The 26084-nt window shown below is 41.6% G+C and carries 23 protein-coding genes and 1 pseudogene; 10 read left to right on the plus strand and 14 right to left on the minus strand.

Going from position 1 to position 26084, the window contains the following annotated elements:
- Positions 1–59: 59 nt before the first annotated feature.
- The 4 genes from hisC to AOB57_RS08765 form a co-directional block, all read right to left on the minus strand.
- Positions 60–1160 (minus strand): histidinol-phosphate transaminase, encoded by a 1101-nt coding sequence (gene hisC, locus AOB57_RS08750; protein WP_054298933.1) that lies wholly within the window; start codon positions 1158–1160, stop codon positions 60–62.
- A complete protein-coding gene (locus tag AOB57_RS08755) occupies positions 1141–2346 on the minus strand; it encodes an acetylornithine transaminase (protein WP_054298932.1) in 1206 nt (401 codons plus the stop codon). Before AOB57_RS08755 ends, hisC begins: the two co-directional genes overlap by 20 nt.
- 529 nt (positions 2347–2875) lie before the next feature.
- Positions 2876–4015 carry a polymer-forming cytoskeletal protein gene (locus AOB57_RS08760; protein WP_082384231.1) on the minus strand — a complete coding sequence of 380 codons (1140 nt, stop codon included), beginning with the start codon at positions 4013–4015 and terminating at the stop codon, positions 2876–2878.
- Between the two features lie 297 nt (positions 4016–4312).
- Positions 4313–4795 (minus strand): PUA domain-containing protein, encoded by a 483-nt coding sequence (locus AOB57_RS08765; RefSeq protein WP_054298931.1) that lies wholly within the window; start codon positions 4793–4795, stop codon positions 4313–4315.
- Positions 4796–5192: 397 nt separating this feature from the next.
- Here AOB57_RS08765 and AOB57_RS08770 point away from each other — a divergent pair, with 397 nt between their 5' ends.
- Positions 5193–6302: a hypothetical protein gene (locus AOB57_RS08770; RefSeq protein WP_054298930.1), complete on the plus strand. Its 1110-nt coding sequence runs from the start codon at positions 5193–5195 to the stop codon at positions 6300–6302.
- Between the two features lie 67 nt (positions 6303–6369).
- Positions 6370–6936 (plus strand): hypothetical protein, encoded by a 567-nt coding sequence (locus tag AOB57_RS08775; protein ID WP_054298929.1) that lies wholly within the window; start codon positions 6370–6372, stop codon positions 6934–6936.
- A 163-nt stretch (positions 6937–7099) separates the two neighbouring features.
- Here the strand turns inward: AOB57_RS08775 and AOB57_RS14550 are convergent, their stop codons facing one another.
- Complete coding sequence (locus AOB57_RS14550; RefSeq protein ID WP_264371745.1) at positions 7100–7258, minus strand: DUF1894 domain-containing protein; 159 nt, start codon at positions 7256–7258, stop codon at positions 7100–7102.
- A gap of 805 nt (positions 7259–8063) precedes the next feature.
- On the opposite strand from AOB57_RS14550, the gene AOB57_RS08785 reads away from it, so the two are divergent.
- The gene (locus AOB57_RS08785) at positions 8064–8522 is read left to right on the plus strand and encodes a DUF1890 domain-containing protein (protein ID WP_054298928.1); all 459 of its coding nucleotides are present in this window, start codon (positions 8064–8066) and stop codon (positions 8520–8522) included.
- The gene (locus AOB57_RS08790; protein WP_054298927.1) at positions 8519–8893 is read left to right on the plus strand and encodes a DUF1894 domain-containing protein; all 375 of its coding nucleotides are present in this window, start codon (positions 8519–8521) and stop codon (positions 8891–8893) included. The genes AOB57_RS08785 and AOB57_RS08790 overlap by 4 nt, the downstream gene beginning before the upstream one ends.
- Before the next feature lie 321 nt (positions 8894–9214).
- On the opposite strand, the gene purM is transcribed toward AOB57_RS08790, so the two are convergent.
- Together purM and AOB57_RS08800 are read right to left on the minus strand one after the other, a co-directional pair.
- Positions 9215–10216: a phosphoribosylformylglycinamidine cyclo-ligase gene (gene purM, locus AOB57_RS08795; RefSeq protein WP_054298926.1), complete on the minus strand. Its 1002-nt coding sequence runs from the start codon at positions 10214–10216 to the stop codon at positions 9215–9217.
- 21 nt (positions 10217–10237) lie between these two features.
- Positions 10238–11656: an aspartate kinase gene (locus AOB57_RS08800; RefSeq protein ID WP_054298925.1), complete on the minus strand. Its 1419-nt coding sequence runs from the start codon at positions 11654–11656 to the stop codon at positions 10238–10240.
- A 429-nt stretch (positions 11657–12085) separates the two neighbouring features.
- Between AOB57_RS08800 and AOB57_RS08805 the strand changes: the two genes are divergently transcribed.
- Positions 12086–13282 carry a cofactor-independent phosphoglycerate mutase gene (locus tag AOB57_RS08805; RefSeq protein ID WP_054298924.1) on the plus strand — a complete coding sequence of 399 codons (1197 nt, stop codon included), beginning with the start codon at positions 12086–12088 and terminating at the stop codon, positions 13280–13282.
- Here the strand turns inward: AOB57_RS08805 and AOB57_RS08810 are convergent.
- Complete coding sequence (locus AOB57_RS08810) at positions 13275–13460, minus strand: hypothetical protein (RefSeq protein ID WP_054298923.1); 186 nt, start codon at positions 13458–13460, stop codon at positions 13275–13277. The genes AOB57_RS08805 and AOB57_RS08810 overlap by 8 nt on opposite strands.
- A gap of 61 nt (positions 13461–13521) precedes the next feature.
- On the opposite strand from AOB57_RS08810, the gene AOB57_RS08815 reads away from it, so the two are divergent.
- The gene (locus AOB57_RS08815; RefSeq protein ID WP_054298922.1) at positions 13522–13983 is read left to right on the plus strand and encodes an Hsp20/alpha crystallin family protein; all 462 of its coding nucleotides are present in this window, start codon (positions 13522–13524) and stop codon (positions 13981–13983) included.
- Positions 13984–14219: 236 nt separating this feature from the next.
- Here AOB57_RS08815 and AOB57_RS08820 read toward each other — a convergent pair whose 3' ends face one another.
- Together AOB57_RS08820 and AOB57_RS08825 are read right to left on the minus strand one after the other, a co-directional pair.
- The gene (locus AOB57_RS08820) at positions 14220–15200 is read right to left on the minus strand and encodes a cation diffusion facilitator family transporter (protein ID WP_054298921.1); all 981 of its coding nucleotides are present in this window, start codon (positions 15198–15200) and stop codon (positions 14220–14222) included.
- A gap of 401 nt (positions 15201–15601) precedes the next feature.
- The gene (locus AOB57_RS08825; RefSeq protein WP_226999455.1) at positions 15602–16024 is read right to left on the minus strand and encodes a hypothetical protein; all 423 of its coding nucleotides are present in this window, start codon (positions 16022–16024) and stop codon (positions 15602–15604) included.
- A gap of 345 nt (positions 16025–16369) precedes the next feature.
- Here AOB57_RS08825 and AOB57_RS08830 point away from each other — a divergent pair, with 345 nt between their 5' ends.
- Positions 16370–17134, plus strand: a complete 765-nt coding sequence (locus AOB57_RS08830) for a coenzyme F420-0:L-glutamate ligase (RefSeq protein WP_054298920.1) — start codon at positions 16370–16372, stop codon at positions 17132–17134.
- Positions 17135–17298: 164 nt separating this feature from the next.
- On the opposite strand, the gene AOB57_RS08835 is transcribed toward AOB57_RS08830, so the two are convergent.
- Together AOB57_RS08835 and AOB57_RS08840 are read right to left on the minus strand one after the other, a co-directional pair.
- The gene (locus tag AOB57_RS08835) at positions 17299–17622 is read right to left on the minus strand and encodes a cupin domain-containing protein (protein ID WP_054298919.1); all 324 of its coding nucleotides are present in this window, start codon (positions 17620–17622) and stop codon (positions 17299–17301) included.
- 60 nt (positions 17623–17682) lie between these two features.
- Positions 17683–18186 carry a deoxycytidylate deaminase gene (locus AOB57_RS08840; RefSeq protein ID WP_054298918.1) on the minus strand — a complete coding sequence of 168 codons (504 nt, stop codon included), beginning with the start codon at positions 18184–18186 and terminating at the stop codon, positions 17683–17685.
- 463 nt (positions 18187–18649) lie between these two features.
- On the opposite strand from AOB57_RS08840, the gene AOB57_RS08845 reads away from it, so the two are divergent.
- The 3 genes from AOB57_RS08845 to AOB57_RS08855 all read left to right on the plus strand — a co-directional run bounded on the left by AOB57_RS08845 (position 18650) and on the right by AOB57_RS08855 (position 22353).
- Positions 18650–19555: a protein translocase subunit SecF gene (locus tag AOB57_RS08845; RefSeq protein ID WP_054298917.1), complete on the plus strand. Its 906-nt coding sequence runs from the start codon at positions 18650–18652 to the stop codon at positions 19553–19555.
- Complete coding sequence (locus AOB57_RS08850; RefSeq protein WP_054298916.1) at positions 19552–21264, plus strand: preprotein translocase subunit SecD; 1713 nt, start codon at positions 19552–19554, stop codon at positions 21262–21264. Before AOB57_RS08845 ends, AOB57_RS08850 begins: the two co-directional genes overlap by 4 nt.
- Before the next feature lie 63 nt (positions 21265–21327).
- Complete coding sequence (locus AOB57_RS08855) at positions 21328–22353, plus strand: AAA family ATPase (protein WP_054298915.1); 1026 nt, start codon at positions 21328–21330, stop codon at positions 22351–22353.
- A gap of 759 nt (positions 22354–23112) precedes the next feature.
- Here the strand turns inward: AOB57_RS08855 and AOB57_RS08860 are convergent.
- Together AOB57_RS08860 and AOB57_RS08865 are read right to left on the minus strand one after the other, a co-directional pair.
- On the minus strand, positions 23113–24369 hold the full coding sequence (locus AOB57_RS08860; protein ID WP_082384229.1) for an ammonium transporter family protein: 1257 nt from the start codon (positions 24367–24369) through the stop codon (positions 23113–23115).
- A gap of 324 nt (positions 24370–24693) precedes the next feature.
- A pseudogene (locus AOB57_RS08865) lies at positions 24694–26070 on the minus strand (monomethylamine:corrinoid methyltransferase).
- Between the last annotated feature and the right edge of the window lie 14 nt (positions 26071–26084).

The raw sequence follows: 26084 nt of genomic DNA on the forward strand, positions 1-26084 counted from the left end.
GAAGACAAACGTTTGAGACAGACAATTCTGTAAAAAATAAGCCGTAAAGAAAGAGGCTTTTAAACTTCATTCTTTACAGTCTCAAAAGCCCTGATAACTTTTTCGTTCTGCTCCGGAGTCCCGACTGTTACCCTGATAAAAGTGTCTCCTGCCCCCCTGAAGGAGTCACAGGAACGTACAATAATTCCTTTTTTCAGGAGGCTCTGTGTAACAGCTTTTGCTTTTAAAGGAGCAACGTCTACAAGTACAAAGTTTGCCTGAGAAGGATAAGCCGTAAAAGGAATCTTTTCTTTCAGATATTCTCTGCCCACTCTTGTGATTTCTATGCTCTTTCTCAGGTGGTCAACATCCGAAAGGGCAGCTATTCCTGCTTTTAACGCCGGAAGGCTTACTGAGAACGGAGTTGCTGCCTTTATATACTCTTTTGCCAACCACTCGGGCATGATTCCGTAACCTAGCCGTAGACCTGCAAGCCCGAATGCCTTGGAAAAGGTTCTGCCCACAACAAGATTATCGTATTCCCTTACAAGTTCAGCAAGGTTCCTGTCCGCAAACTCGACATATGCTTCGTCAACGAACACAAGAGCTCTTGTATTTTCAAGGATTATCCTCAAATCGTTTTCAGGAAGGAGATTCCCAGAAGGATTATTGGGAGAGCAGAGGAAGATTATTTTTGTCCTTTCTGACTGAGCTTCCAGAACTTTTTCAAGATCAAGTGAAAAATCCTGTTTTCTCCTGACAAAAACCGGTTTTCCTCCGCATGCCCTTGCTGGCAGCTCGTAATAGGCAAAAGTCGGAGTAGGAACTATGACCTCATCTCCTTTTTCAATGATCAGCCTGCAAAGCCCATCAAGAAGCCCATCCATTCCCGGTCCTGAGGCTATGAGGTTTGAAACCGGAAAACCTGTGTATTTCGAGAGAGCTTCCCTGAGTTCTATAGCATCCGCTGAGGGGTAAATATTTGCGCAGGGAGCTGCATCCACCATCGCCTGAACAGCTTTCGAAGAGGGTCCAAGCGGGTTTTCATTTGAGCCAAGTTTGATGATCGAAGCTGGATCAAGCCCGTAAGCAGAAGCTATTTCTTCAATGGATTTTCCTGGAACGTACTCTGCAATATCAAAGATCTCTTTTTTTATAAGTTCAGGCTTGCTCAAGAACATCAACTACCATATCGATCTGTTCTTTCGTAATCACAAGTGGAGGAACCAGACGGAGCACAGAATCCGAAGTACAATTTAATAGCACGCCACATTTCCTTGCAAACTCTACAAATTTGCTGCACGGATATTTTATCTCGACTCCTATCATAAGGCCTTTACCACGGACTTCTACAACGTCCTCCCTGTCCATGTTCCTGAGTTTCCCCATGAAGTAAGCCCCGTTTTCTTTCGAGCGCTTAAGGAGCTCTTCTTCGCGAATTGCTTCGACCGAGGCAAGTGCGGCTGCACAGGCAAGTGGCCCGCCTCCGAAGGTAGAAGCATGCTGTCCGCGCCCAAAGCTGAGTCCCTCCCTAGCTGCGATAGCACCCATTGGGAAGCCTCCTCCTATTGCTTTTGCCATGCTCATGATATCAGGTTCCACGCCGAATTGCTCTTTACAGAACCATGTGCCTGTCCTTCCAAAGCCTGTCTGCACTTCGTCAAAGATAAGGAGGGTTCCGGTTTCGTCACAGATTTCCCTGACCTCTTTGAGGTAATAGGGATCCGGGATATTTACTCCGCCTTCGCCCTGAATGGGCTCAAGAATAACGGCTGCCGTATTTTCCGAAATAGCCTGCCTGATAGCCTCAGCATTGGAGTACGGGACGAAAGTGGTCTCGGAACTTACGGGAGGCATGAAAGGGTCCCTGTACATGCTCTTGTGGGTTACGCTGAGTGCTCCTATAGTCCTGCCGTGGAAGGAATGTTCAGCTGCGATGAAGGCGCTTTTTCCCGAAGCCACGCGGGCAAGTTTCATTGCAGATTCAACAGCTTCAGCGCCTGAGTTACAGAAAAAAACACGCTCCATACCTGTTATTGAGACCAAGGTTTCTGCAAGCTCGGCCTGAATTTCAGTATAATAAAGGTTGGAGACGTGCATCAGTTTCTCAGCCTGAGCCTGGATTGCTCTGACAACCCTCGGGTGGCAGTGCCCAACATTGTTTACTGCAATCCCTGCTACGCAGTCAATATATTCTTTTCCATAAATATCCCTGACAATTGCTCCCTTCCCTTCTGAGAGTACAAGGGGCTGGCGCCCATAGGTCTGCATGACGCATTTTGAATCTTTTTCTATGATTGAATCATATTTTGCCTGTAGATCCTCAGGCTCTGAGACAATCTCAGATTTTATAATATTCTCTGTCAACTGAATTCCTTCCTGAAATTTGTTCATTTTAACTGATCGAAAAATCTGGCGAATAAAGTTTGGATTATCTTGAATATGTCAATCAAGAAATTCTAATAACTTGAATTAGATATGCTATTGAAATCCTGGGAAATATTCTCTCTGAGTATTTAAGAGATTTGCAATTAATCTCACGTTTGAGTTTCAAAATCGAATTTCACAATCTAATTCCGTGGTTGAATATTATAATTAAAATTCAAAGCCCGACTCCACATTTAATCATTTTTTTATTTTATTCAGAGTTCGGTTTTCTCCAGAATCCAGATAATTCCCTGATTCCCTAAGAATGTTACTGCTCCTTCTCAAAAAAAAGATGTTTTCCCACAATTTTTTGTCCCTGGGGTATGAGCTTACATTCTGCAGAGGCAGAATTTGACGCATTTGGAATTGAAATTAAGAAAAAGGCTATGATTAAAGAAAATTCCAGATTTTTCAGGGTATCAAAAACTCGATACTGCTGGTCGAACTGATGTCTCAGGTTAATTCCTGATTATTCTCCGGATTTTTGCTCCTTTCTGTAAGCCCTGGCTCCTGTGAAGCGTCTGCTTCTTTCCAGTGCTCGGGCTCTGGCAGTTTTTCGTTTTCTACCAGGCACAAAAATACTTCCGGGATTCGCGCTTGATTTAATAGGTGAGTTCTCTTCTACCTGATCTGCTACTTTGATGGGTTCTGCCGGAGGTAAGTTTTCAGGCAACTCACGCTTTTCTCTCATGAATACTTTCCCTAAAGCGTTGACCTCTGCAAGAGCGGGCTTTTCTGCGGCGTCCCGTAAGAAAGACACTCCTGAAGGCGCTTTTATTGTGCCGTCTACCCTTGCATTTTCATGCAGTATTACTGAGTCGGCTTTTATTCCGCCAAAAATCCGGCTATTCCGACCGATCTGTACAGATCCTTTTGAATAAAGATTGCCATAGATAGTGCTGTTTTCCCCTATGTTGACCTTGCCTTCTGAGTAAATGCTCCCTTTGAGGGTAAGATTTTCCCCTGTGTCAACGGCATGTGCCCTGATATTTCCTGTTAAATGGCAGTTGTTCCCGATTATAGTTTCCCCACCAACATTAATAGTTTCAGGGGAAAGCTTTGCATCGGCAGGTATAATCAATATATTTTCACCAAGCTCCCTTATTTCAAAGTCCTCATCGTCTTCGGAATCTTCAAAGAGCTCTTCTACAGCCTTTTCGATTTCTTCGCCTTTACCAAGGCGCATCATTTCCTTTATGTAAAGGAATAAAAATATGATTACAGGGACTGGATTCCTTACCACTATCCATCCTTTGGCTTCGAACCCTCCTCGAATTTTAACTTCTTTTCCTACGTCAAGATCCCCTTCTACGAACAGCTTCCCATCAATTGTTACAAATTCTCCCAGATAGGCGTTTCTGCCGACCTCCACCTTGCTTCCCAGCTTTGACCACATGTCAACTCTGATGTCAGAACTAGCCGCGATATCCCCGGTAACGGTCACTCCTTCTCCCATTATAACTGTATCGCCGAATATGCTGTATCCAATATTAGAGTGATTGCCGACAATAACGTCTCCCTTGACTGTAATCCTGTTTGCTTCGACTCTGGTGTTATCTGGAACCAGGAAGTACTTTAGAATTTGTTCTGGCTCTGGAATAGTGCTCACTCTCCGGGAAACTGCTATCTCTTTAATCTCTGGATTTCAGGGTTGAAACTGCTCTTTTAAAGGGCTTTTTTATGAGTAGTATTCATTCAAAAGTTACTATCTAACATATATTCTTATTCATTTTATTCTTTCATAGGATATTTCATCAATATAAATAGCGTTTTATATACTGTATTTAACTATATGTAAATTTGTGTAAAACTTAAAGAATTCAATCCTCAGCATAAAGTTTTATATTTATTTTCCTTTTTCTGCGTCTATTTTATATCTTGAAAGATTCTTTTTGAAATTTCGGGTTCATTTTTCTTTTTTCGAAGCAACTCCTGCTCTTACATCTACAGCTGCCCCGCTGTCAAAAGCCATAATTTCTGCAGGAGATAGAAGCAATTGCCCTGTTGCGAGCAGTCTGTCAGCTTCATCTATAACGAGTACCTCTTCGCCTGCCCTCAGTTCAGGATCAATTTCAACTACATGTTTTATAAAAGCGGTTTTACCTTTCTCTACAAAAGGAGCAGCTTCCTCCGAGACTACGACCCTGAGCCTTTTTCCCGGCAAAAGCTTATGGACAACGGAAGCACCTTCAATACTGAGGGTAAAAAAGCCATCCTTTGCTCTTGCCGTAGCTATACGCTTTCCTGAATGAAGGACCTGGCGTATTCTTTTTGTCCTTGATAACTGGAATGTTGAGCCGTCAGGAAAGAGTTCTTTTCCTATGCCTTTTCCGAACTGATAATCCGCAATCATGCGGACTCTGGTAAGTCTTTCGGTGTTACTATTCATGGGACTAGGTAATATGTGCAGACCTTAAAGCAATTCCGGTTATTCCAATCTTCCGGATTTGTACTGAAGGTAATACGCGCTTCAGGCTGCTCAAAATTCTCCTATAAATTTTTGCCTCAAATTTTTCCAACATGATGTATATTTTTAGTACATTATCCCCCGCTCGAGAATACTAAGTTTCCTTCTTTAATCTCGCTCTTTATCCTGCTGACATCGTTTGTTCTTTTAACCTTCCTTCTTTATTATCTTTTATCATGAATTTTTTGTTTTCATGACTAGCAAAAATATTAAGAAGTAGGAGCACCAATCTATTAACTGGTTTATGAAAATTAGAATGTGCATATGCTAGGAAATTTAAACTGCTTGTGGTCTCAAGAAGGCAAAAGAGGGAATTCCCTTGATAGTTCGAAAAAATATCTCTATTGACCAGTCCTACGTGGATAAATTAAAACCCTTTCTGGAGAAAAATAATGGAAATTTAAGTGCGGCAATAAGGGATGCTATCGAAACTGCTTCTCTCTCTCTGGCTGGAAGCACCGTTGAAAGTGGGGAAAAGGACTCAGGTAAGGTTTCACAGAATGCTGAATTCCGTAACAAGTTGATTGAGGACGATGAATTCCTTCTTGTTCATCATACGCTGCTTGAATGGCTTATAAAGAAGACTTCAGGGTTATTAATTGATGAATCCATTGTATATGAAATAATCAATCCTTATAAAATAAAACGGATCTCTGACATTGTCAGTTACATAAACTCGCTCAACGAAAAAATGGGCTGGAAAATTAAGGTTGATGCAGAATATAGTCAGGATTCGGAACCGGAATCTGCAAGTCTTACTCTCTCTAACGGGAACCCCTACTTCAGGGAAATTATGGCTCACAACCTGGCTCTTTATCTGGCAAAACAAATGAAACTGGATGTTCAGGGTCTTTTCTGCAAATCAAATGTGACAAAGATTTATTTTAAAAGATTTGAGTTTCTTGATTATCAAAAAGTCCCTAAAGGACTTGATAAATATTTTGGGCAAATGGAGATTGTCTTCCGGGAAATCCAGAAAAAACCGGAGTTCTGGAAAAACCTTATCAAAATCTATAAGCAGCAGAATTATCAGAGGCTCAGCATAAACAGAAAAACTTTCGAGGCTTTTGTCTCAGGGGATCTCCCATCCTTGGCTGAAATAACAAGGGATTTTGAACTGGATACAGGCAAGCCTCCTGAAGCTTTCACTCTTGCTGAGCATATTATGATTTTCAAAGAAGTTTACCTGACAGACAGCATAGGTAGTGATATTGAAATTTGTACGGTAAAAGGCAGAGAATATGTGAAACTCATTCATGACTATTCTGATAAAAAAGTCTGTGAGATTATTACAAAGTATTATTCAAACATCCTCAAGTCTACTGGCTACCCTTTTACAGTTACTACCAACCCCCATATGATCCTGTTCGTGTTCGGGAAAATGCCAGGTTCCACTTGTTTTTCTGAATTGAATACTCTGGAATCCTGACTTTATCGATTCTCTAATATTCATTAAGATAGATAAATTCATATGTAGGAGTTCCCTATCCTTTTTCATGAGTGATGTAATTTTGCTCTGGGACTGCCCTCTTCTCTTTGAGAAACTATTTGTGGAGTATGGGCTTGAATGCAGTCGTGCGCTCTCAACGTCCCTTGGTACTCCTTACTTTCCTGCCTGCAAGGTTCTGATCCTGCCGACAGGTTTTGCAAATAAACAATATACAAAAACAGGCACAGGACTCGCACGCGGCAAGCAATCCCTCGAAAAATTCGTGAAAAAAGGGGGAACTCTTCTTGTTTTCAGTCCCCTGGTACCGGAATACGAATATGAATGGCTTCCTTTTTCTCTGAAGTATATAATGGAAGAGAACCCATGCACACCTCAGCCTGTAGGTAGTCACGATGCCCAGAAGCTAGTGGAAAACCTTGTCCTTCCTGCAGGATGCGACGGTTACTTTTCAGAGACCGATGCCGATGTCGTGCTCAAGGATGACAAGGGAAGGCCAATAATGGTCGTAAAAGGGATTGGAGAGGGCTTGATTGTTGCAACTACTATACATGAATTCCCTGCAGCCGGATTCTTTAAGTGCAGGGTTGAATGTACAAAAAAAGTGAAAGCCTGAAATAAAAAACAGGATAAAAACTAGAAAAGGTCATAGATTTAGGCAAAAACCAAAAAATGTCATAAACTTAAACAAATACCAGAAATAAACATAAGTTAACTCTCAATAAAATAGACATTTACACGCAATAAACAGCCACAGCCGGCAGTCGGTTTATTAACTCTCACTTTATTTTTTTTACATTTTTGTCCTTTTTATACTGATTCCCGAGTTTTTGTATTTCCTCAACTTCGTTCTCCAGTTTAATTACGAAGAATCCGAAGCAGGGCTTTATAAACTGGAATATAATATCAGTTCTTGAGAAGCCAACAGGGGATGTCATACCAAGCAAGGTAATACCTTTACCTTATACCCACCAGGCACAAGGTATACGTCCTCAGAATGCTCTTTAATGTAATTTTCGCATTTTTTGGAGTTGCATTTTTCAGGAGAATTTCATATCTGTATTCTCTTAAGCACGCCATTCTGCACCCTTTATGTCCTTATATCAGCTCCAATGCTCTAACAGCCATTAATCCCTTAATTAACTGCTATTATTTTCATAAATTAAAATATAAAAAAATAATATATTAGGCATTTCATTCTGAAAAAGGGTTATAAGATTCTGTAAAGATTCTGCAAACCGTTACCTGATCCAGGTTATTCTATCCACTCTTCCTATATCGTCTCAGACACCAGATGATAGAAAATGGGAATAAATATCACCTGGAAGAGTAAGAGGTTTAAACCTGATGTCAACAATTTAATATATAAATTATTGATAAATGGGCTCTGTAGAAAACCTACTTAATCGTCATTAATAGACTTAAAGTTCTCAGCAAAATTGAATCAGGCAATTCAGTTTTAATTTGTTAAGATTGGTTATTTCAGAGGATTTCTACAGAGCCGATAAATGGGAGCGGCTAAAATTATATTCTGGAAAAATTGAGATAAGACTTGCTATGGAATTTTAAAACTGAAATAATATTAAAATTAGATTTTAAGAGAATGAAACCTGGAAACATAAACTGGCTGAATTAAAGTATTATCCTACTTTTAAGAATTTATACCAAAGCTTTAATTGCAAAGGTTGAAATTAGGATTAACCCTACATTCTTAAAGATAAAACCTGTTAGAGATGAAATTTAATGACTGGCGCAAAAGTGCTTCTTATGATGGGATGTCCTGAGGTCCCAATTCAAACAAGTATTGCCCTGTATCTTTCCCACAAGCTCAATAAGTCAGGATTTGATGTGACTGTTGCTGGGAATAATGCCGTAATCAAGCTTGTAAAAGTTTCGGATTTCGATGGCTATTATGTAAAAAAGATGGTAAATCTCGACAAAACCCTGGAGGATATTATTGAGAAAAGATTGGATTTCGATATCTGCTTTGCCTTTATGCACAACGACTCTGGATTGACTTTTGCAGCGACAATGAGCGCCATTTCTAAGGCCAGAATGTACTCTGTAATTTTTGGCAAGAATGCGGAGGCTCTCGAAAGAGCCATTGAGTTCGACTGTGTGAAAATAGTCGCAAGCGATGTTCATAATCCTATCCGGCTCAAGAATAAGCTGGATAAGGTAATTGAGGAGATAGTTAAATGAGCTGTATTGAGCAGATGAAGTATGAAATCCTTCTGCAAAGGATAAGCTTTAAGGAAGCTAGAGAGTACATTGAGAAAAACTCTGATGAGGTTTACTATGTATCCCCTGGCTACAAAATCTTTAAAGATTACTACATAATAGGAGTGCCGCCCATTGCAGTGGGCGCAAAGGGCAATGCTCTGATTTTCCCCTATACAAAGCCCTGTCACGGAAGCTTCGTCCTGAGCATCGAAAATGAGGACAGTGTAAAGGAGATCAACAGGCTCAGGGAGACCGAGAAGGAGATGGGAGCACTCTCACCGAAGAAAGGCAAACCTCCTAAACGCCCCAGAACACCTGCAACCAGTTATCAGGATATGTGGAAAGAATGAAATCCAGGAAACTGCATGTAATCAAGATGACAGAATAATGGGAAAAGTTTCCAAAAATAGAGAAGAGTTGAGATCTCAACATAAGAAAGAATAGGAAATTTAAGTACGGAAGGGAAAAATAGAGAATTTAAGCACGGAAGGGAAAAGGATAGAAAATTTAAGTTTGGAGTGAAAAGGATAGAAAACTTAAGTTTGGAGTGAAAAGGATAGAAAATTTAAGTTTGGAGGGAAAAGGATAGAAAATGTGAGTATGGAAGAAAAATGTCTGGGAAAAAATTCCTCTTATTTTCCTTGAGGTTTTGATAATTATATCTTGTGTTTTCATTCTATTACCAGGTCTTTGACCCTGATTCCGCTTTCTACAATTTTCCCTACGATTTTTCCACCGGTAATTTCTACAGCTTTTGCAGCGTCTTTTTCCGGCAGGATGATAAGGAAGCCCATGCCCATGTTGAAGGTTCTGTACATCTCAAGATCTTCTACCCCGCCTTCCTTCTGAAGGAATTTGAAGATCTCCTGAGGCTCCAGGGGATCGTAGAAATTAAACCCGAGTTTTGTCACTCTTCTCAGTTTCAAAAGTCCGCTGCCTGTTATGTGGGCAAGCCCGTGGACTTCGCATGCCTTGAGGACGTCAAGAATCTCAATGTAAATTCTTGTTGGAGTCAGGAGCTCGTCTCCTATTGTTTTTGAACTGTCATACGGACATGGATCATGGTAAGAGTAGCCGGATTCCTCAATGATCTTCCTTACCAGAGTGTATCCATTGCTGTGAATGCCTGAACTCGGGATACCTACAATCACATCACCTACGCTGACTTTTCCTCCCTCGACAATCTGGTCTTTCCTGACAATTCCCAGGCATGTACCTGCAAGGTCGAAACCTTTAATTATTCCGGGAAGGGTTGCGGTTTCTCCTCCTACAATGGACATTCTGGAGATTTCTGCGCCTTTTACCAGCCCTTCTCCTATCTGGGCGGCAAAGCCTTCTTCATGCTTTTCCACGGCAAGATAATCTACAAAAGCTACAGGTTCGGCTCCTATGGCCAGAAGGTCATTAACATTCATTGCGATACAGTCTATGCCTACTGTGTTCCAGCGCTGCATTTCGTTTGCAATAAGAACTTTTGAGCCTACTCCATCCGTTGTCAGGGCAAGGGCATATTCTCCGAAGTCAAGAAGCCCTGCATAATGCCCTATTCCTGTAAGGGGGGCTCCTATGCCTTTTCGAACGTAGCTGAGCTTTTCAATAAGTGTTTTGACCGTTTTTTCTTCTTTGGCAATATCTACGCCTGAATCTGCGTATGTTAAGTGCTTTTCGCTCATTTCTACCCCTCCCTGCCTATTTTAAAGCTGTTTTTCAATTCCATTTCCGTTATATAATTCGAATTCATCGTGTAGGGTCTTGACTGCGGCAAATGCATCATCTTCCCGCACAACAAAAGAGATATTGTACTGAGAAGATCCCTGGCTGATCATGATAATATTAATCATAGAATTTCCAAGCGCTCCGAAGACCCGCTTTGCTACGCCTGGAGTCCCTGCCATACCTGCGCCTACGACTGCAACCACGCAAACGTTTCTGTCCGAAGTGATCTCTTTTACGATTTCCCGGTTGAATTCTTCATGGAGAGCTTTTAAAGCGGGCTCTAAATGTGTCTCACTGACCACGAAAGAAATATTGGATTCGGAAGATCCCTGGCTGATCATAACTACATTAACGCCTGCCCTCGCAAGTGCTGTAAAGAGCCTGGCTACAGTTCCGACTGCTCCTGCCATCTCTGCGCCTGCAATATTGATGAGAGCTACGTTTTTGATCAGGCTTACAGCTTTCACAACGTGCCGACACTGAAACTTTTCCGCAACCACGAGTGTGCCAGGTAACTCAGGTTCAAAAGTATTCTTAACCCGCACAGGAATATGTTCACGCATAGCGGGTTCAATCGTGCGCGGGTGCAGTACGTTTGCTCCAAAATAAGAAAGTTCCATGGCTTCGGCGTAAGAAATTTGAGGGATAGTCCTTGCTTCTGGTACGATCCTCGGGTCGGTAGTCATGATTCCGCTCACTTCTTTCCAGAGCCAGATCTCATCGGCTTTCAGGGCTGCACCAAGGATAGAAGCTGAGAAATCAGACCCGCTTCTTCCCAGTGTGGTAATGATCCCGTCCTCATTTTCTCCTATAAATCCTGTAACCACTATAATCTGGGATCCGAGTCTGCATTCAAGTCTCTTTTTCACAAGTTCGTAGGTTTTTTCAAGGGGCCTGGCATTTCCGTAATCTGATGAGGTTATAATCCCTGCTTCTCCACCTGTGAATTCGGTTGATGAAATTCCAAGGGAACGGATAGCTCCTGAAACGATTGGAGCAGCTAGCCGTTCTCCATAAGAGCAGATGTAGTCAATTGACCTTGGTGTAAGCTCACCAAGATAGCAGATCCCGATCAGGGCTTTTTCAAGCTCGTCAATGCGGAGGTCAAGAGTCTGGATAACTTCTTTTGCGACGGTTGGGTCATCAATGGCATCCTTCACGGCTTCGTGGTGTTTATTTGTGATTTCTGTTTTAAACTCCTTCACAAGGGCTATTTTGCCTTTTGTTGAGGCAAAAAGTGCATTTTCCAGAAGCCCATCAGTCACTCCACCGAGCGCCGAGGTTACTACCACAATCTGGTTGCCTTCCTCATGATACCTTTTCAAGAGCTGGGCAACATGACGGATTTTTTTCCCGTCCCCAATAGAAGTTCCTCCAAATTTCATTACAATTTTCATGATCGGACCACGTTTTAACATTAACTGGTAATACTTACATAACTGGTAAAACTCACATAACTAGGAATGCTCACACAATTTACTTAAACTGATAATTTAGTTTTAACTTTCCTCATTATTCGGATAAGAATGAATAATAGTCCGGAAATTCTACAGGTCTATAAAGTATATCTCAACAAAATAATTCTTTGTAGAGAGCTATATGCCAGCTCTTTTGCCATTTATATATTATGCTGAGAAGCTGTGTGTATAGGATATGGATACTATATTATAATGTTTGTGTAAAATGAGTTTAGAAATTAAATTTCTGGATAAACAGAAAAACCTGCTGACAAATGTTCTGTAAATTTCGGTTACAGGCATCTGGTAGAAAACAATATATTCAATTCCCGAGATGAATGACTAAAACAGTTGGAGACAGGTGAAGTAATGAAATACGCTGTACTTATAGGAGACGGAATGGCTGATTACCCTATAGAGAAACTGGGCGGAAAGACCATTCTCCAGGCAGCTCGAACCCCTGCTATGGATTATATTGCTGCTCACGGGAAAGCCGGGCATGCAAAAACTATACCTGAAGGTTTTCCCCCAGGAAGCGATGTCGCAAATATGTCTATTCTCGGGTACGATCCGGCGGTGTATTACTCTGGTCGGGCTCCTCTGGAAGCTGCCAGCATGGGTGTGGCTCTTGCACCTGATGATGTGGCTTTCAGATGCAATCTTATTACTATTGAGCATGGAAGAATAAAAGATTACAGCGCAGGGCATATCAGCAGTGAAGAAGCTAAGATTCTCATTGAGACACTTGACGCGGAACTCGGCACAGATGAGTTGAGTTTTTACCCGGGAATCAGCTACAGGCACCTGATGGTTGCCAGAAAGAACCTGGGGGCTGAAACGGATTGTACTCCTCCTCATGACATTACAGGAAAGAAAATTGATAAATATCTGCCCAGAGGAAAGGATGGAGCCTTCTTTTCCGACCGGATCAAAGCGTCTATGATTGTGCTTGAACTGCACCCCGTTAATCTGAAAAGGGTTGAAGGAGGCAAGAATCCTGCAAACTCCATTTGGGTCTGGGGTCAGGGACATGCTCCAGAGTTTACTCCGTTTCAAGAATTGTATGGGAAAACCGGGGCAATAATTTCAGCAGTCGATCTTTTGAAAGGCATTGGAATTTATGCAGGTCTGGATGTAATTGAAGTTGAGGGAGCAACGGGTTATCTGGATACTAATTACGAAGGGAAGGCAAATGCTGCAATTGAGGTTCTTAAAACCAAGGACCTTGTTTTTGTCCACGTGGAAGCTCCGGATGAAGCCGGACATGAGGGAAGTGTTGATAAAAAACTAAAAGCTGTCGAAGACTTCGATAGCCGAATAGTAGCTCCTATCCTCAAGCATGCCCAGACTTCAGACGAGCCCTTTACAATTCTCATACTGCCTGATCATCCAACTCCAATTTCCATAAAGACTCACACTCAAGACCCGATTCCCTTTGCAATCTACAGAACTGACAACAAGGAATCCGACGGAGTACAGACTTTTGATGAGGACTCGGCTAAAAAAGGTTCCCTGGGTCTTGTAAAGGCTTCGAACCTGATAGGAATGCTTGTAAAGGCTAAATAACTGCCTTTCCTTCTTTCTTCATTTTATGTTCTATTTGCTCAGTTCCTTTGAATTTTCCGGAGACTTCCTTCTCTGAATTTTTTGGGACTTTTTTCTCTTTTTTCTCTTTATCATTCAGGTTCTTTTTCATGCCACATTTTTTGAAATTACTCAGGAAAATATATATATCCTTTCTCAATATATTCAGAATAGCACATAAAATTCTGTGTTGTCATTTTAACTTAGGGGGTATTTTAAATATGAGATGGCCTATGAGAAGAACATTTTCAGGTCCTGCATGCTGGGACCCCTTTGAAGAGATAAGAAGAACACAGGAGCGCCTCAACCAGTTATTTGAAGATTTTATGCCGATGGAAGAATGGGGGGGCGGAAGGGTCTATACACCTGCTGTTGACATTAAGGAAGAAGAAGACAAACTTGTAGTCACAACCGACCTCCCCGGTATCAATAAAGAGGATGTTGAAATCAACCTTAAAGAAGACATGCTTGAGATAAGAGCAAAGACCGGGAAGGAAAAAGAGACTGAAGAAGAAGGATACATTCGCCGTGAGAGGGCATACACTCAGTTCTACAGGGCAGTCCGTCTGCCTTCGAGCGTTAAGGAAGAAGGAAGCACTGCAAAAATGGAAAATGGCGTCTTGACAATAACGCTGCCGAAAATGCAGCTTGAAGAGCCGTCAAAGAGAATAGCTATCGAATAATCTTCTCAGAGCGGGAAGATGGACTTTAATGTAATGTAAGGCTGTGGGTGAGACTCACAGCTTTTTCTTTTTGAATTATTCTGTAAAATTGCCTGTCTTATCCCGATCCAAACCCAATTTTAAACCCAATTTTAGAGTTCTGTCCCGGTTAATCAGCTGAATAGCTGCCCTATATTTTAGACACTAATAAAGAGGTCTCCCAATCCGGTTCCTAAGTTTTATCTCATGGTCTTATCCTATTTTTGGCTTCTGACATGTCGAGTATAATACTCGGAATCAAAACATGGCTCTACATGGATTGAGAAGTGGCCGTTTTTTCCGCAGGTTTCCTTTAACCTGTTTTCTATCTGTGTTGAGATTTCATGTGCATCCACTAGACTTAAATCCCGGTCAACTTCAATATGGACATCTGCAGCCATGGCATTCCCTATTTTTCGGGTTTTTAGATCATGGAAGCCTAAAACTCCTTCGGTGGAGATGAGTATCTCTTCAATACTTCTATAAGTCTCGGAATCAAGCGAAGCTTCCAGCAGTTCATTGAGATTTTTATAAGAGATATCGAATGCAACTTTAAAGATAAAGAAGCTCAGTATAATTGCAGCTACTGGATCAAGCACGACCCACTTTCCTCCAAGAAGGATTGCGCCCCCGATTCCAATCATAGTTCCTATGGAAGAGAAGGCATCAGAACGGTGGTGCCAGGCGTTTGCAATAAGGGCATCGCTCTTAAGTTCTCTGGCAGATGTTATGGTATAACGGTAGAGCCATTCCTTTAACACAATTGAGAGAACTGCCGCAATAAGTACGATTGAACTTGGAGCTGGAAGTGTCTCTCCCCGGAAAAACATAAAAACTTTCTCAAGCCCACCCCAAAAAATTCCAAGCGCCACTACGGCAAGGACAAGCCCAATAAATGCAGCGGCTAAAGTCTCAATTTTTCCGTGCCCGTAATTGTGCGTACTGTCCCCAGGTTTCGTAGCAACCCTTAAACCCACTATTACAGCAATGTCAGTCATGAAGTCGGATAAAGAATGAGTTGCATCAGCAATCATTGCTGAACTGTTTCCTGCAATCCCTGTAACAAATTTAAAACCAGTCAATAAAAAGTTTAAAGCCATTGAAACTTTTGTTACATGGGCTGCTCGGGAGTATCTGGTATCTTCGTCTTCCTCATAACTGAAAAGAGTCTCTTTATTTCTATCTCCAGTACCTTCCATAGTTTCTCATATCATCTTGATTATTGAACAGATTTGAGATATTATATCTTAATATATATTATTATACTATTAAGCCAGAGCATAGGAATTAGCAATGAACAGATATAAAGTTATCTTCCATTGATTAAAGAATTTACAAGACCCTATTTTGGTTTTTGTAGATTAACTTTACTTCTAAATTGACAAAAAATTATAAAAGTATTGGCTTTCTTTCCATAAACTGGCAACATTCAGTAAATTTCCAAAATAGCTACTCTCTTCCGAGAAATTAGATACGTAAATATAATATAAATGTCTCTTGCTAATTTTTCTGTCAATTCACATATTTATCTGACTATCAGCTTTTCGTCATCTTTCTGTCCAGTTGCCAATTTGTTAAAATATATATATTCAGCTGACATTCAGCGATAGTGTGGAAATATGTATTTTATTTCCTTGATTCTCTCTTCTTCTTTTCCTTCTACTTCGTCAGGAAATTCATTACTTTTCAGGGCTTCAGCCTGCACAACTTCAGGGTGCTGTTTTAGAAATTCCGTTGAATACTCAGTCGTTTCCTTTGCTGACAACTGAAAAATTTCATCAATTTCTTCCCTGCTAAACTGCCCGTGATAAAGAAGAAGCTGGGTTACTTTTTGTCTGGTAGCCTGAGGCTCGTTCTCATAATCCAGCGAGTAATACAGTTTGCTTATGATAACTCTTAAACTCCAGACTCTACTTCGTTTGTTGTTCTTTAGCTGAAAAGGCTCTTTATCCTTTATTTTTCTTATAATTTCATTCAGGTCATACTGGGTAATGTTAGCACCCCTATTAAATTTGGCTTGCAAGCAGATAAAGGCTCTTAAATCTCTCCTGAAAAAGGTATTATCAGTAAGTAAGGAAAGTAAAAAATTTATGTAAGAATAGAAAGTTGTTAAACCAGAATTCACTGTAACTGAAAAAATAAGGCATCGAAAATATGTGAAAAGCGCGGCATCAGGAAATTGCTCTCATCATCTTTTGCTCAGCTGGGGTAACTCTCATCATCGCCGCAAGACCCATTATATCGGTGGTCTTATTTATGGTTACTGCCTTTACTGCTGCAAATTATTGGTTTAATGGATTACTTCTTGTATCTAAAGGAATAGAATTTAGTTGCTCTTATTTGTTTCAAAGACTTTTGAGGAAAACACTTGAAATTTGAAGCCATAGCCGTTGAGAATATTCCCCTTATACATGCCGGGGACAACCTGCCCTCAATAATCTGTGAGAATATTGAGCTTCAGGACAGGGACATTGTTATCGCTGCCTCGACCGTTGTTGCTAAAGCTGAAGGAGAGATCTTCAGGCTCGAGGATATTACCCCAGGGAAGATATCACTTGAAATCGCAGCACGGGCCGGAAAAGATGCCAGGTTCATCGAGGCTGTACTTTCCCGTAGCAGGGAAGTCCTTGTGGAGAAGCCCTTTATGCTTGTGACAACTCTCTCAGGGCATACCTGTGTAAACGCAGGAATTGACGAGTCAAACATTGAAAATGGATTTTTGCTTTACCCTCCAGAAAGCCCGGATGCCAGCGCTTCAAGGCTTGGTCAGGAGCTCGAAAAGCTGAGTGGGAAAAAATTAAGTGTTATTGTCACGGACACAAACGGGAGAGCTTTCAAGATAGGACAGACTGGAATTGCTATAGGGATTTATAAAATAAAACCTGTAAAACGCTGGATCGGGGAAAAAGATCTTTTTGGAAAAGACCTTGAAATCACGGAAGAAGCAATTGCCGATGAACTTGCAGGTGCCGCAAACCTTCTGATGGGAGAAGGCGCGGACGGGATTCCGGTGGTTGTCATTCGCGGGCTAGATTACTATTGTGATAAGGAGACCTATATAAAGGAAATGTACCGCCCTGAAGAACAGGACATAATTAAAAAAGGGCTCCGCTGCCTGCAAAAAAAGAGTTGAATTCAAGAGGGAAGAACTTCAGAATTCGGGTACCTGCCTCAAGAATCTCAAAAATACCGTTTAAGAATCTTGCAGTATCAAACTATCCAACTAGACTATTCAACTTTTTACTTAGATAGTTTATGGCAAGTTAAATGGAACTCAATAGTAAGAGCTCAATAGTATTAAGATCTGATCATAGTTAGAATCATCTTGAATCTTTCCAGGGCATGAAGTGAGTGAGGTTCTCCAGCAGGCATTATGATCATATCCCCTTTCTCCAGAACATTTTTATTCCCGGAGATGGTGATTTCTGCTTTCCCATCCATTACCTGAACCATGGCGTCGAAGGGGGCAGTATGCTCACTCAGTCCTTCTCCTTTGTCAAAAGCAAATATGGTCACTGTCCCGGTATCCTTACGGATAAGCTCTTTACTTACAACAGCTCCTTCCTGATACTCAATTAAATCTTCTACCTTTGTTGGTCTAGCTTTTAGTTCTTGAGACATCGGTACACCTCTTTCTCCTTACGATCCAAACCGTTAATTTATCTTTTCTGGATAATGAGTTCAGGAGGTTGTTAAGTCCTGTAAGTCATTTCCACCTGAGATCTCATGTTTCAGTTTAAAAGGCATATATTCCACTTCCACACCCGCATCCTTGAAAAACTTAAGTGAATCTGTGTCAGGATAGAAAGTTGCATATACCACTCTTTTGATATTTGAGTTGATAATCATTTTCGTGCAAAGAATACAGGGCTGATGTGTGCAATAAATAGTTGCTCCTGCTATACTTACTCCATGGATTGCGGCCTGGATAATTGCATTCTGCTCTGCATGCACTGCCCTGCATTTCTCTTGTCTCGTGCCTGAAGGGATCTTTTCCATATCCCGAATACATCCGATTTCAAGGCAGTGTTCCATGCCACTGGGTGCTCCATTGTATCCGGTTGAGAGGATTCTTTTATCCCGGACGATCACAGCCCCCACATTATTTCGGAGGCAGGTTGCCCGTTTGCCTACCACGAAGGCAATCTCAAGAAAATATTTGTCAAGGGAAGGTCTTTCTATCATTATTTGTAATGAACAGTAACTGGTATATAGCTGTAACGTTAGAAAATGTGCCATTTTTAAGAGTTAATTTTAAGTGGAATGAACTAACGATATAGAGAAAAATTGGTTTTCAAGAAAGAATTAATATAATCTGTGAGAATACAGAATTAAAACAAATTAACTTATTTATAATATTAACTTAATTATAATATTAACCTAATTATAATATTAACTTAATTATAATATTGACTTATTATAATATTGATCTATTATAGTATTAGAACATCCAGAACGTCCAGAACATTATCCCCTTACCTGAACCCGAATAGCCAGGATAGGTTGAAGATCCTCAAACAAATCTGATTCTAAATCTGGTTACAAATTTCGCGTTCTCTATCATATATCTGAAATGTATATCAGATGTAAAGAGCTGTTCGGATAAGTTCAATAAAATAACAGATGCATGTATCCGGAGTATTAAATTATGGCAACAGGTTTGACCGAACTTTTAGATAATTTCGTGAAAACTCACGATAATCGCCAGTTGCTGGCAATCCCCCTCGCGATACTCGCAGTTTCTCTAGCAATACTGCTGGTTTCCTTTATAAGTAGTGGGTCGCCAGTAGACCTGGGAATGGAATTCCAGGGTGGTACCCAAATTTCGGTAGAGACGACTGACTCTCCTGCTAAGCTTGAGGAAATGTATTCTTCTTACGATCTCACGGATGTCCGGCAGGCTGGAAGCAGGGTTATTATGCAATTCGGGGTCATGGACAATGAACAGCAACATCAACTTGAAAATGATATTACGAGCCGTTACTCGAATGTGCAGATCCAGCAGGTTGGACCGATCTATGGCCGTGATCTGCAGGTACAGGCTGTCCAGGCTCTTATCATTTCCTTTATAGGGATGTCTCTTGTAGTATTCTTACTCTTTCGGACCCTTATACCTTCCTTTGTAGTAATATTTGCGGCCTTTTCAGACATAGTGATTGCTATGGCTTTCATGAAGGTTGCAGGGATAGAACTCTCCCTGGGAACACTTGCCGCCCTGCTCATGCTTATCGGTTATTCTGTAGATAGTGATGTTTTGCTCACAAATAGAGTTCTTAAACGCCGGGGCACGATAGAAGAAAAAATTTCTCGGGCTATGAAAACCGGTATTACTATGACTACTACAACCCTTGCAGCGCTTGCAGTTATGTACATAGTCTCAACTTATTCCTACCTTGTAATCCCTTCATTTACACAAATTACATTGCTCTCGCAGATTTCAATTGTGTTGATTGCAGGGCTTATTGCGGATATGACGAATACCTGGCTCCTGAATACGGGAATTTTACGCTGGTATGTATCAAAGCCCGAATTCAGAGGGAGGTATAATAGATGAGCGATATAAAAGGTCTTTTTAAAAATGTAAGAGTCATTATCTTCACCCTCCTCCTGCTTGGTTCTATAGTGGCAATACATCCAAGCTATACTCCCGGAGAAGGAGTGACTACTAACCTGAATTTCGGACTTGACCTTGAAGGTGGTTCCTGGCTACAGATTAAACTCGAGGGAGCACTTGCCCAGATAAATGTAAATACCGAAGAACTGGTCAGCGGAATAATCGAGCCGGTAATTGGTGCCCCTATTGAAGTCACAAGTAATAACCTTGATATGGGAGGCTCAGATTCTGCCGGTAAATCTGTAACCTTTACAACTTCTGCTCCGGTTAGTGTATCCCAGATTGAATCTCTTGAACTGGGCACTGTAAATGTAGATAAGCTGAGTGATACTCAAACTCAAGTAACTATCTCTGATACCAGTAAGGAAGCTATGATTACAACCTATCTTTCAAAGTCCCTTGATACAGAGGTAGTCCCATTCCGTACTGAGGACGGAACTGTTTATGAGATAAGAACTGCAGTTTCTGAGCAGCAGCTTGAGGACCTTCTGGAAAATTTTGGAGGATCAATCGTTAAGAACGAAGATGGGACTTCAACTTATAAAGAAGGAGTCACCCGCGAGACAAGAGATCTGACAAAAGAAATTCTCAGTGATAAGCTCAACTCTCTTGGCCTGAAGGACATTCCTGTCAGGACTGTAGGAGATGAATATATTCTTATTGATTTTGCAGGCATTGATCTTGCGACTGCCAAGGAAATTGCCGAAAAACCAGGAAAGTTTGAGATCCGAATTCAGACAACAGGAAATGAAACTCGACACGTGCTTTATGGTGACTCTATTGTAAGTGTGGGAATTCCGAGTTTCCATGATGGAATGTGGCATACCCCTTTTACCCTCAATGAAAACGGAGCACGGGCACTCCAGAAGGCCTCACTCGAAACTGGGGCAATTGATAATCCGGACGAACATTACCTGAACATGTACCTGGATGATGTCAAAATTTACGGGGCCCCTTTGAGCCCGGATGCGGCCGCCAGGTTGAGGGAAGCCCCAATCTATTCCTGGGAAGCTTCCACAGGTCCGGATGAAGCTGCCGAAGCCGAAGCTAAAGCCCTTCAGATCCATCTCAGGGCAGGGGCTCTTCCTGTCAATGTCGTACTTGTAGGTTCAGGGCATGTCGACGCGGGGCTTGGTTCTCAGTTTAAAACCGCATCCGTGATTGCAGGCATTATCTCCCTTATTGCAGTAGCAGCCGTGGTTTATTTCAGATATAAGAGGTCTGAAATTCTGATACCTATGGTTGGGACTTCTTTCAGTGAAGTTATTATGATTCTAGGAGTTGCAGCAGTTATAGGCTGGCAACTTGACCTGGCATCAATTGCAGGTATTATCGCTGCCATAGGTACGGGGATTGATCACCTGGTAATTATTACTGATGAGGTGCTTTACGAAGGCAAACTGCCTACTACGAAGGTTTTTGTCTCTAGGATAGGAAAAGCTTTCTCAATTATCTTTGGAGCAGCTGCCACAACGGTTATTGCAATGGCTCCTCTGGTGGTTATGGGCTTCGGAACTCTTAAAGGGTTTGCTATTACTACTATCATTGGTGTCTTGATTGGAGTGGTTATTGCAAGGCCTGTTTACGCTGTAGTGATCAAAGAGTTCCTCAATGTAGCTGAGAGCGGAAACGGAAGTATAACCGAGTAAGTTTGAGGGAAAAGATAAAGATCCTCAAATTGGTATTCAAAAACTAAAAATAAGGTGGAAGGTATGCAGGATCTCTGGACTTTGAAATACAGGGCACTTACCCTGGAGGAAATGCTTGGAAACGAACAGGCCGTAGCCACGCTTTCCGAACTGGCACAGTCAGGGACTTTACCCCACCTTATTTTATATGGTCCTGAAGACTCCGGAAAAACGACAGCTTCTCTTGCTCTCGCCAGGCAGCTTTACGGAAATACTTGGAAAAACAATTTTACGTACTTTAATGCTTCGGACTTTTTTGACCAGGGAAAACGTTATCTGGTTCGGGATAAACGTTTTGTACGCATTCTGGGCACTGATGATCCAAAGAAAATCTACAGAAGCGTAATTGATGTTTTTAAGGAGATTATCAACGAATATGCAGGGATGGCTTCAATTGATGCCGATTATAAGTTGATCTACATCGATAATGCCGAATCCCTCAATTCAGACGCACAGAATGCCCTCAGGCGAATTATGGAGAAGTATAGTGCAACGTGCAGGTTTATTCTTTCCACTACCAAACCTTCCAAGCTTATTGCTCCGCTCCGCTCAAGAGGCCTTCAAATTTTTTTCACATATGTACCTGATTCTGTTCTGAAAACCCATCTCGAAAAAATCGGCTGTGCTGAGAAACTGGAGCTTTCGGAAGACGCATTAGATGCGATCCTCTATTCTGCAGGGGGAAATGTTGCAAAAGCGGTGCAAACTCTGCAGCTTGTTTCCCTGCTTGCACATGGTTTGGTAATTACCGAAGAGATGGTATATGAAGCCAGTCTGAAAGGCGGGGACGAAAATATAGATAATCTGCTTTCTGCGGCTCTTTCTGGAGATTTTTCCAGAGGGCGGCAGCTTATTGACGAAATGATAGTCGAAAAAGGGCTGTCAGGAACAGAGATTCTTGAGAGACTTTGTGAGGCTCTTGTAAATTCGGGAGAAACGGATGAAGATGTTGCTCGCCTTATTGTGAAAATCTCCGAAACCGACGCTTGTCTTAAGGATGCTGCCAATTACAGAATCCAGCTCGAAAAATTGATTTCTAATTTTTCTTAACTTTTTGTTAATCTTAAGCATCTCTGACACCTTTTAATTTTTATAATCTCTGCAGTTCTTTGAGGCTTTTCCTCCTTCCAATACAGGTTTCAAAATATATTATATATATGCTTCCATCTAACGCTCTCTAAAAATCCAAAAATATATATACTATAGCCTGATAACCAAAACTATAATGATAAAGTATATATATGATTAGCTTTTATCTCTTATTGCAGATAGGCCAAAAACTCAGGCTTCTCAGAAGTTAAGGGGCTCCATTATATTTGTTAAGGGATGTACGGACCTGGTTTCAGGATATCCACAGGTGTGTTTTACTCCCAAAAAACGGTTCAGAGCCTGGACTTCCTTGAGTAGAAGCCGGATCTGGCCTTTTTAAAAATCCACAAATCCCTCCATTTCTCCCTGAATAGCTCCCTCTTTTCAGGGAGGTAATTTTAATAGTAGAATATGATTCTGGAGTATAATCCTGAAATTTGCCTGAGAAAGGTAATATTCTACAGCTTTGAAGAAATCCTCAAACTAGCGTTTACTAAAAATATAAAAAATAAGGTTTAAAAATGCTCCTTTTTTCCCCTACAAAAATATGAGCAATCTCTATTGTCATTAAATAGATTCAGTAGAAATTAGCTTTACAGAGTACGCAAATTCACTGTTCTGGCTGGAACCTGAAATTTTGTGTATTCGACTATAAATGCTTATTCTACTGAATTTTTCTTTCGTTAATTTATCTGACTTTATTCAAGAATATCAATAATATTACTCAACCGTTTTGGAAGTCAGAGTATTTCCGGGTGTTCCTTCATCTGCAACTCTAAAAGGAAGTGGTTCCGGGTCTGGATGCCATCCAAGGAAAATGCTATCATCGCTGAACAGATCTTTCTGTTCCATTTCTCCTCTCGTGGCTTTCAGGATTATACCTGTTATCCCTCCTGTAACAAGAGAAATGACAATAACACCCACCAGGCTTATTATATTAACAAATCCAGCCGCAAATATTGCTCCAGCTACTGCACCCCATATTCCAGGGATTCCATGAAGGTTGTGTACTCCCATTACGTCAAAGACACCTGCCTTCTCACAGAGCCAGGGGTGAAGTTTTATGAAACAGGTTGCTGAAATTATTCCCGCAACTAACCCTATTCCCAATGCAGTCCAGGGACCCACGGAAATAAGGGGCGATCCTATTGAAACCATTCCTGCAAGTAGAGCATAAGTATACACTAATGGGTTGACCTTTTTCTCAAAGGCTACGCATGTAAGGTATGCAGAAACTACTGATCCAAGTCCTGCCATATAGGTTGTAATCATGCCCCAGGTTACCTGATCTCCAGGAAGTAGTGCAGTGACAAAGGAAGGCCACAATACAAACAAAAGCATAGAGGCGAGCCAGACAAAAGAAACACTGTGTGTAGTTGTGTCAAAAGGTTCTTCAAAGGACCTTTTTTCCTGAATCGCGATTAATGCTCCCCAGCCCCAGTATGCAGCAACCATGTGCACCAGCATAGATCCTCCGGGATCCACAACTCCTTCAAGGTAGGTAAACATGAACCATTCGATTGCAAGCCAGGCGGGAGCAAACAATATTCCTACTAATAAATACTGCCATGTCTTGATGGTTCCCAGGAATACTCCAATAGCTATTACGACTGTAATAGCACAAAAAATACCCATTATGATGAAATCCTGATTCCATGCTTGTCCAAGAACAAACTGTCTGATTGCAGAATGACTTATAAAGGACCCTGCAAGTGTCAGTAAAGTGGCTAAGCAGACTCCCCATTCAAACTTCTTTATGAAGAGCATCAGGAAGGCCACAAGCATAAGCATGAACCAAACGTCCATGTTTCTATCGAACTTGTGCATTTCATCCTGTATCATACTTGTGTCCTGGGTTAAACCTTCTTCACCAGTGGGGGTAATATATGATGAGGCAGCTGCAGGTGCTATAGTTTGAATCAGGCAAAGTAAAATAAAGAATAGAGAAAGATATTTGAATACCAATTTAGGTTTCATATGGTTTTCTCCTCTGTATTCTATATTCTGTATTTATATATTTTATTAGTTCCGAGTTTTAGGGTCTTGCATCACAGGTTTCGTTTCTTTTTTTCGTTTTCCTACTGTTTGTGTCTGTTTTCAACTCTTCCATTCAGGAGTTTATAAAACGGGAAAGAATAGTGACCAGAGCAAACAGGATTTCCGATGTCTAAAACGTTAATACTTTATTATTGATGCTTCCCGTTCTTCGAAACTTACATTAAATCCAAGGCATTTTTTTTCAAAAAAATTGACCAGCGAAAAATTCGCTGGTTAAATACCTTAAGTTTAATCTTAACAAACTTAGAATACAAGTCCGAGGTCTTCGAGCTTCTTTCTTGCTCCTTCATAGACCTGCACGTATTCATCAGTTGGGGTAATGGTTTTTACATCGTAGCACTCCTGGAAAGTCTTTCCAGCGGGTGCATTTGCAAAGTTCTTCTCGTAAAGTGGCACAAGTGCATCGAGGATCTTGTTAACTTCTGAGATCTCCATGCCTGCAGTTGCTCTTGCAACTTCTCCCATCATTCTGGCTTCCATACCTGTAGTCTTGTCGGTCACGACACCTTTTGCAGAAGCTACTCCTGAGAGGATTTCTCTGCCTGAGGCTGTGTCGGTCATGGACTGAGCTGAAGCTTCAAGGAGACACATCTCAGTGCACGGGCCTGCACAGGGGTAATACTGGTTACCTGATAGTAAGTCTGTGAACTCGGAGATTGTTGCACATGCCCAACCTGCAATCATCAGGGTTTCCCTGGTGTTGGTTGAGCCCCAGCGGATGTGGACAGGACCATCAAGGTGCCAGCTTGCACTGCTCATAACAACGGAGTTGATGTGGGTTGCAATGTCGACTATTGTGGTTTCTTCAATGCCGCCTGCGTAACCTCCGAAGATTGGCATCTGTTCGTCCATAATAATGTCGCTGTTCCCCTTGTAGTGGGCAATAACGGCGATTGCATCCAGGTCGATTTTGAGTTCGTTAAGCTGGGAGACTTCGTGGCTGTCTGAGGAGATCTGGCCGCCATAGCAGTCAGATGATATATTTCCCTGAGCGGACAGGGAAGTCTCTGGGCCCTATATGCCCATGCCTGGGCGACCTGCCAATGCGCATGCCTGCTTAATCAGACGGGTTTCAGTCTTTGCGGCAAGGACTTCATATGGGCTGCCAGGTACTGGGGACTTTCCGCGGACAGAGGTCATGACACCGTCTACAATTGTGTCAACTTCCCTTTCTAGGGCATAGCTCAGGTGAACAGGTATGAAGACTTCTTCGGAAATCGGAGAGCCTGTAGGTCCACCCTGTATGATTGGCTTTCTCTTGTCACCAACGCTTCTCTTTCTTACATTTACTGCATCTCTGCCGGTACCGAGTGTGAATTCCTTCTGCACATTGTTGATTGCATCCCAGATTTCGTCTTCGGTATACTTCACAATCCTGTGAGTGTCAGTACAGTAGATACCACATTCAAGCAGCATGTCAAAGCCTGCGTGGAAGAGTTTTTCCATCATGTCCTTATCTGTCGGGACAAACTCTCCCTTGAAGTCAAGACCATACTTCTGCTTGAGTTCCATCGCTTTCATCGGGATCCTCATAAGATCCCATTCATCCTGGGTGCACTTTTCTCCTACTTTTGCCCTGTCATAGAAGTCAAAGCAATCAAATGATTTTTTGAATGTCATGCTATTTTGCCTCC

Origin of the sequence: Methanosarcina flavescens, from assembly GCF_001304615.2 — an archaeon.
Classification (GTDB): Archaea; Halobacteriota; Methanosarcinia; order Methanosarcinales; family Methanosarcinaceae; genus Methanosarcina; species Methanosarcina flavescens.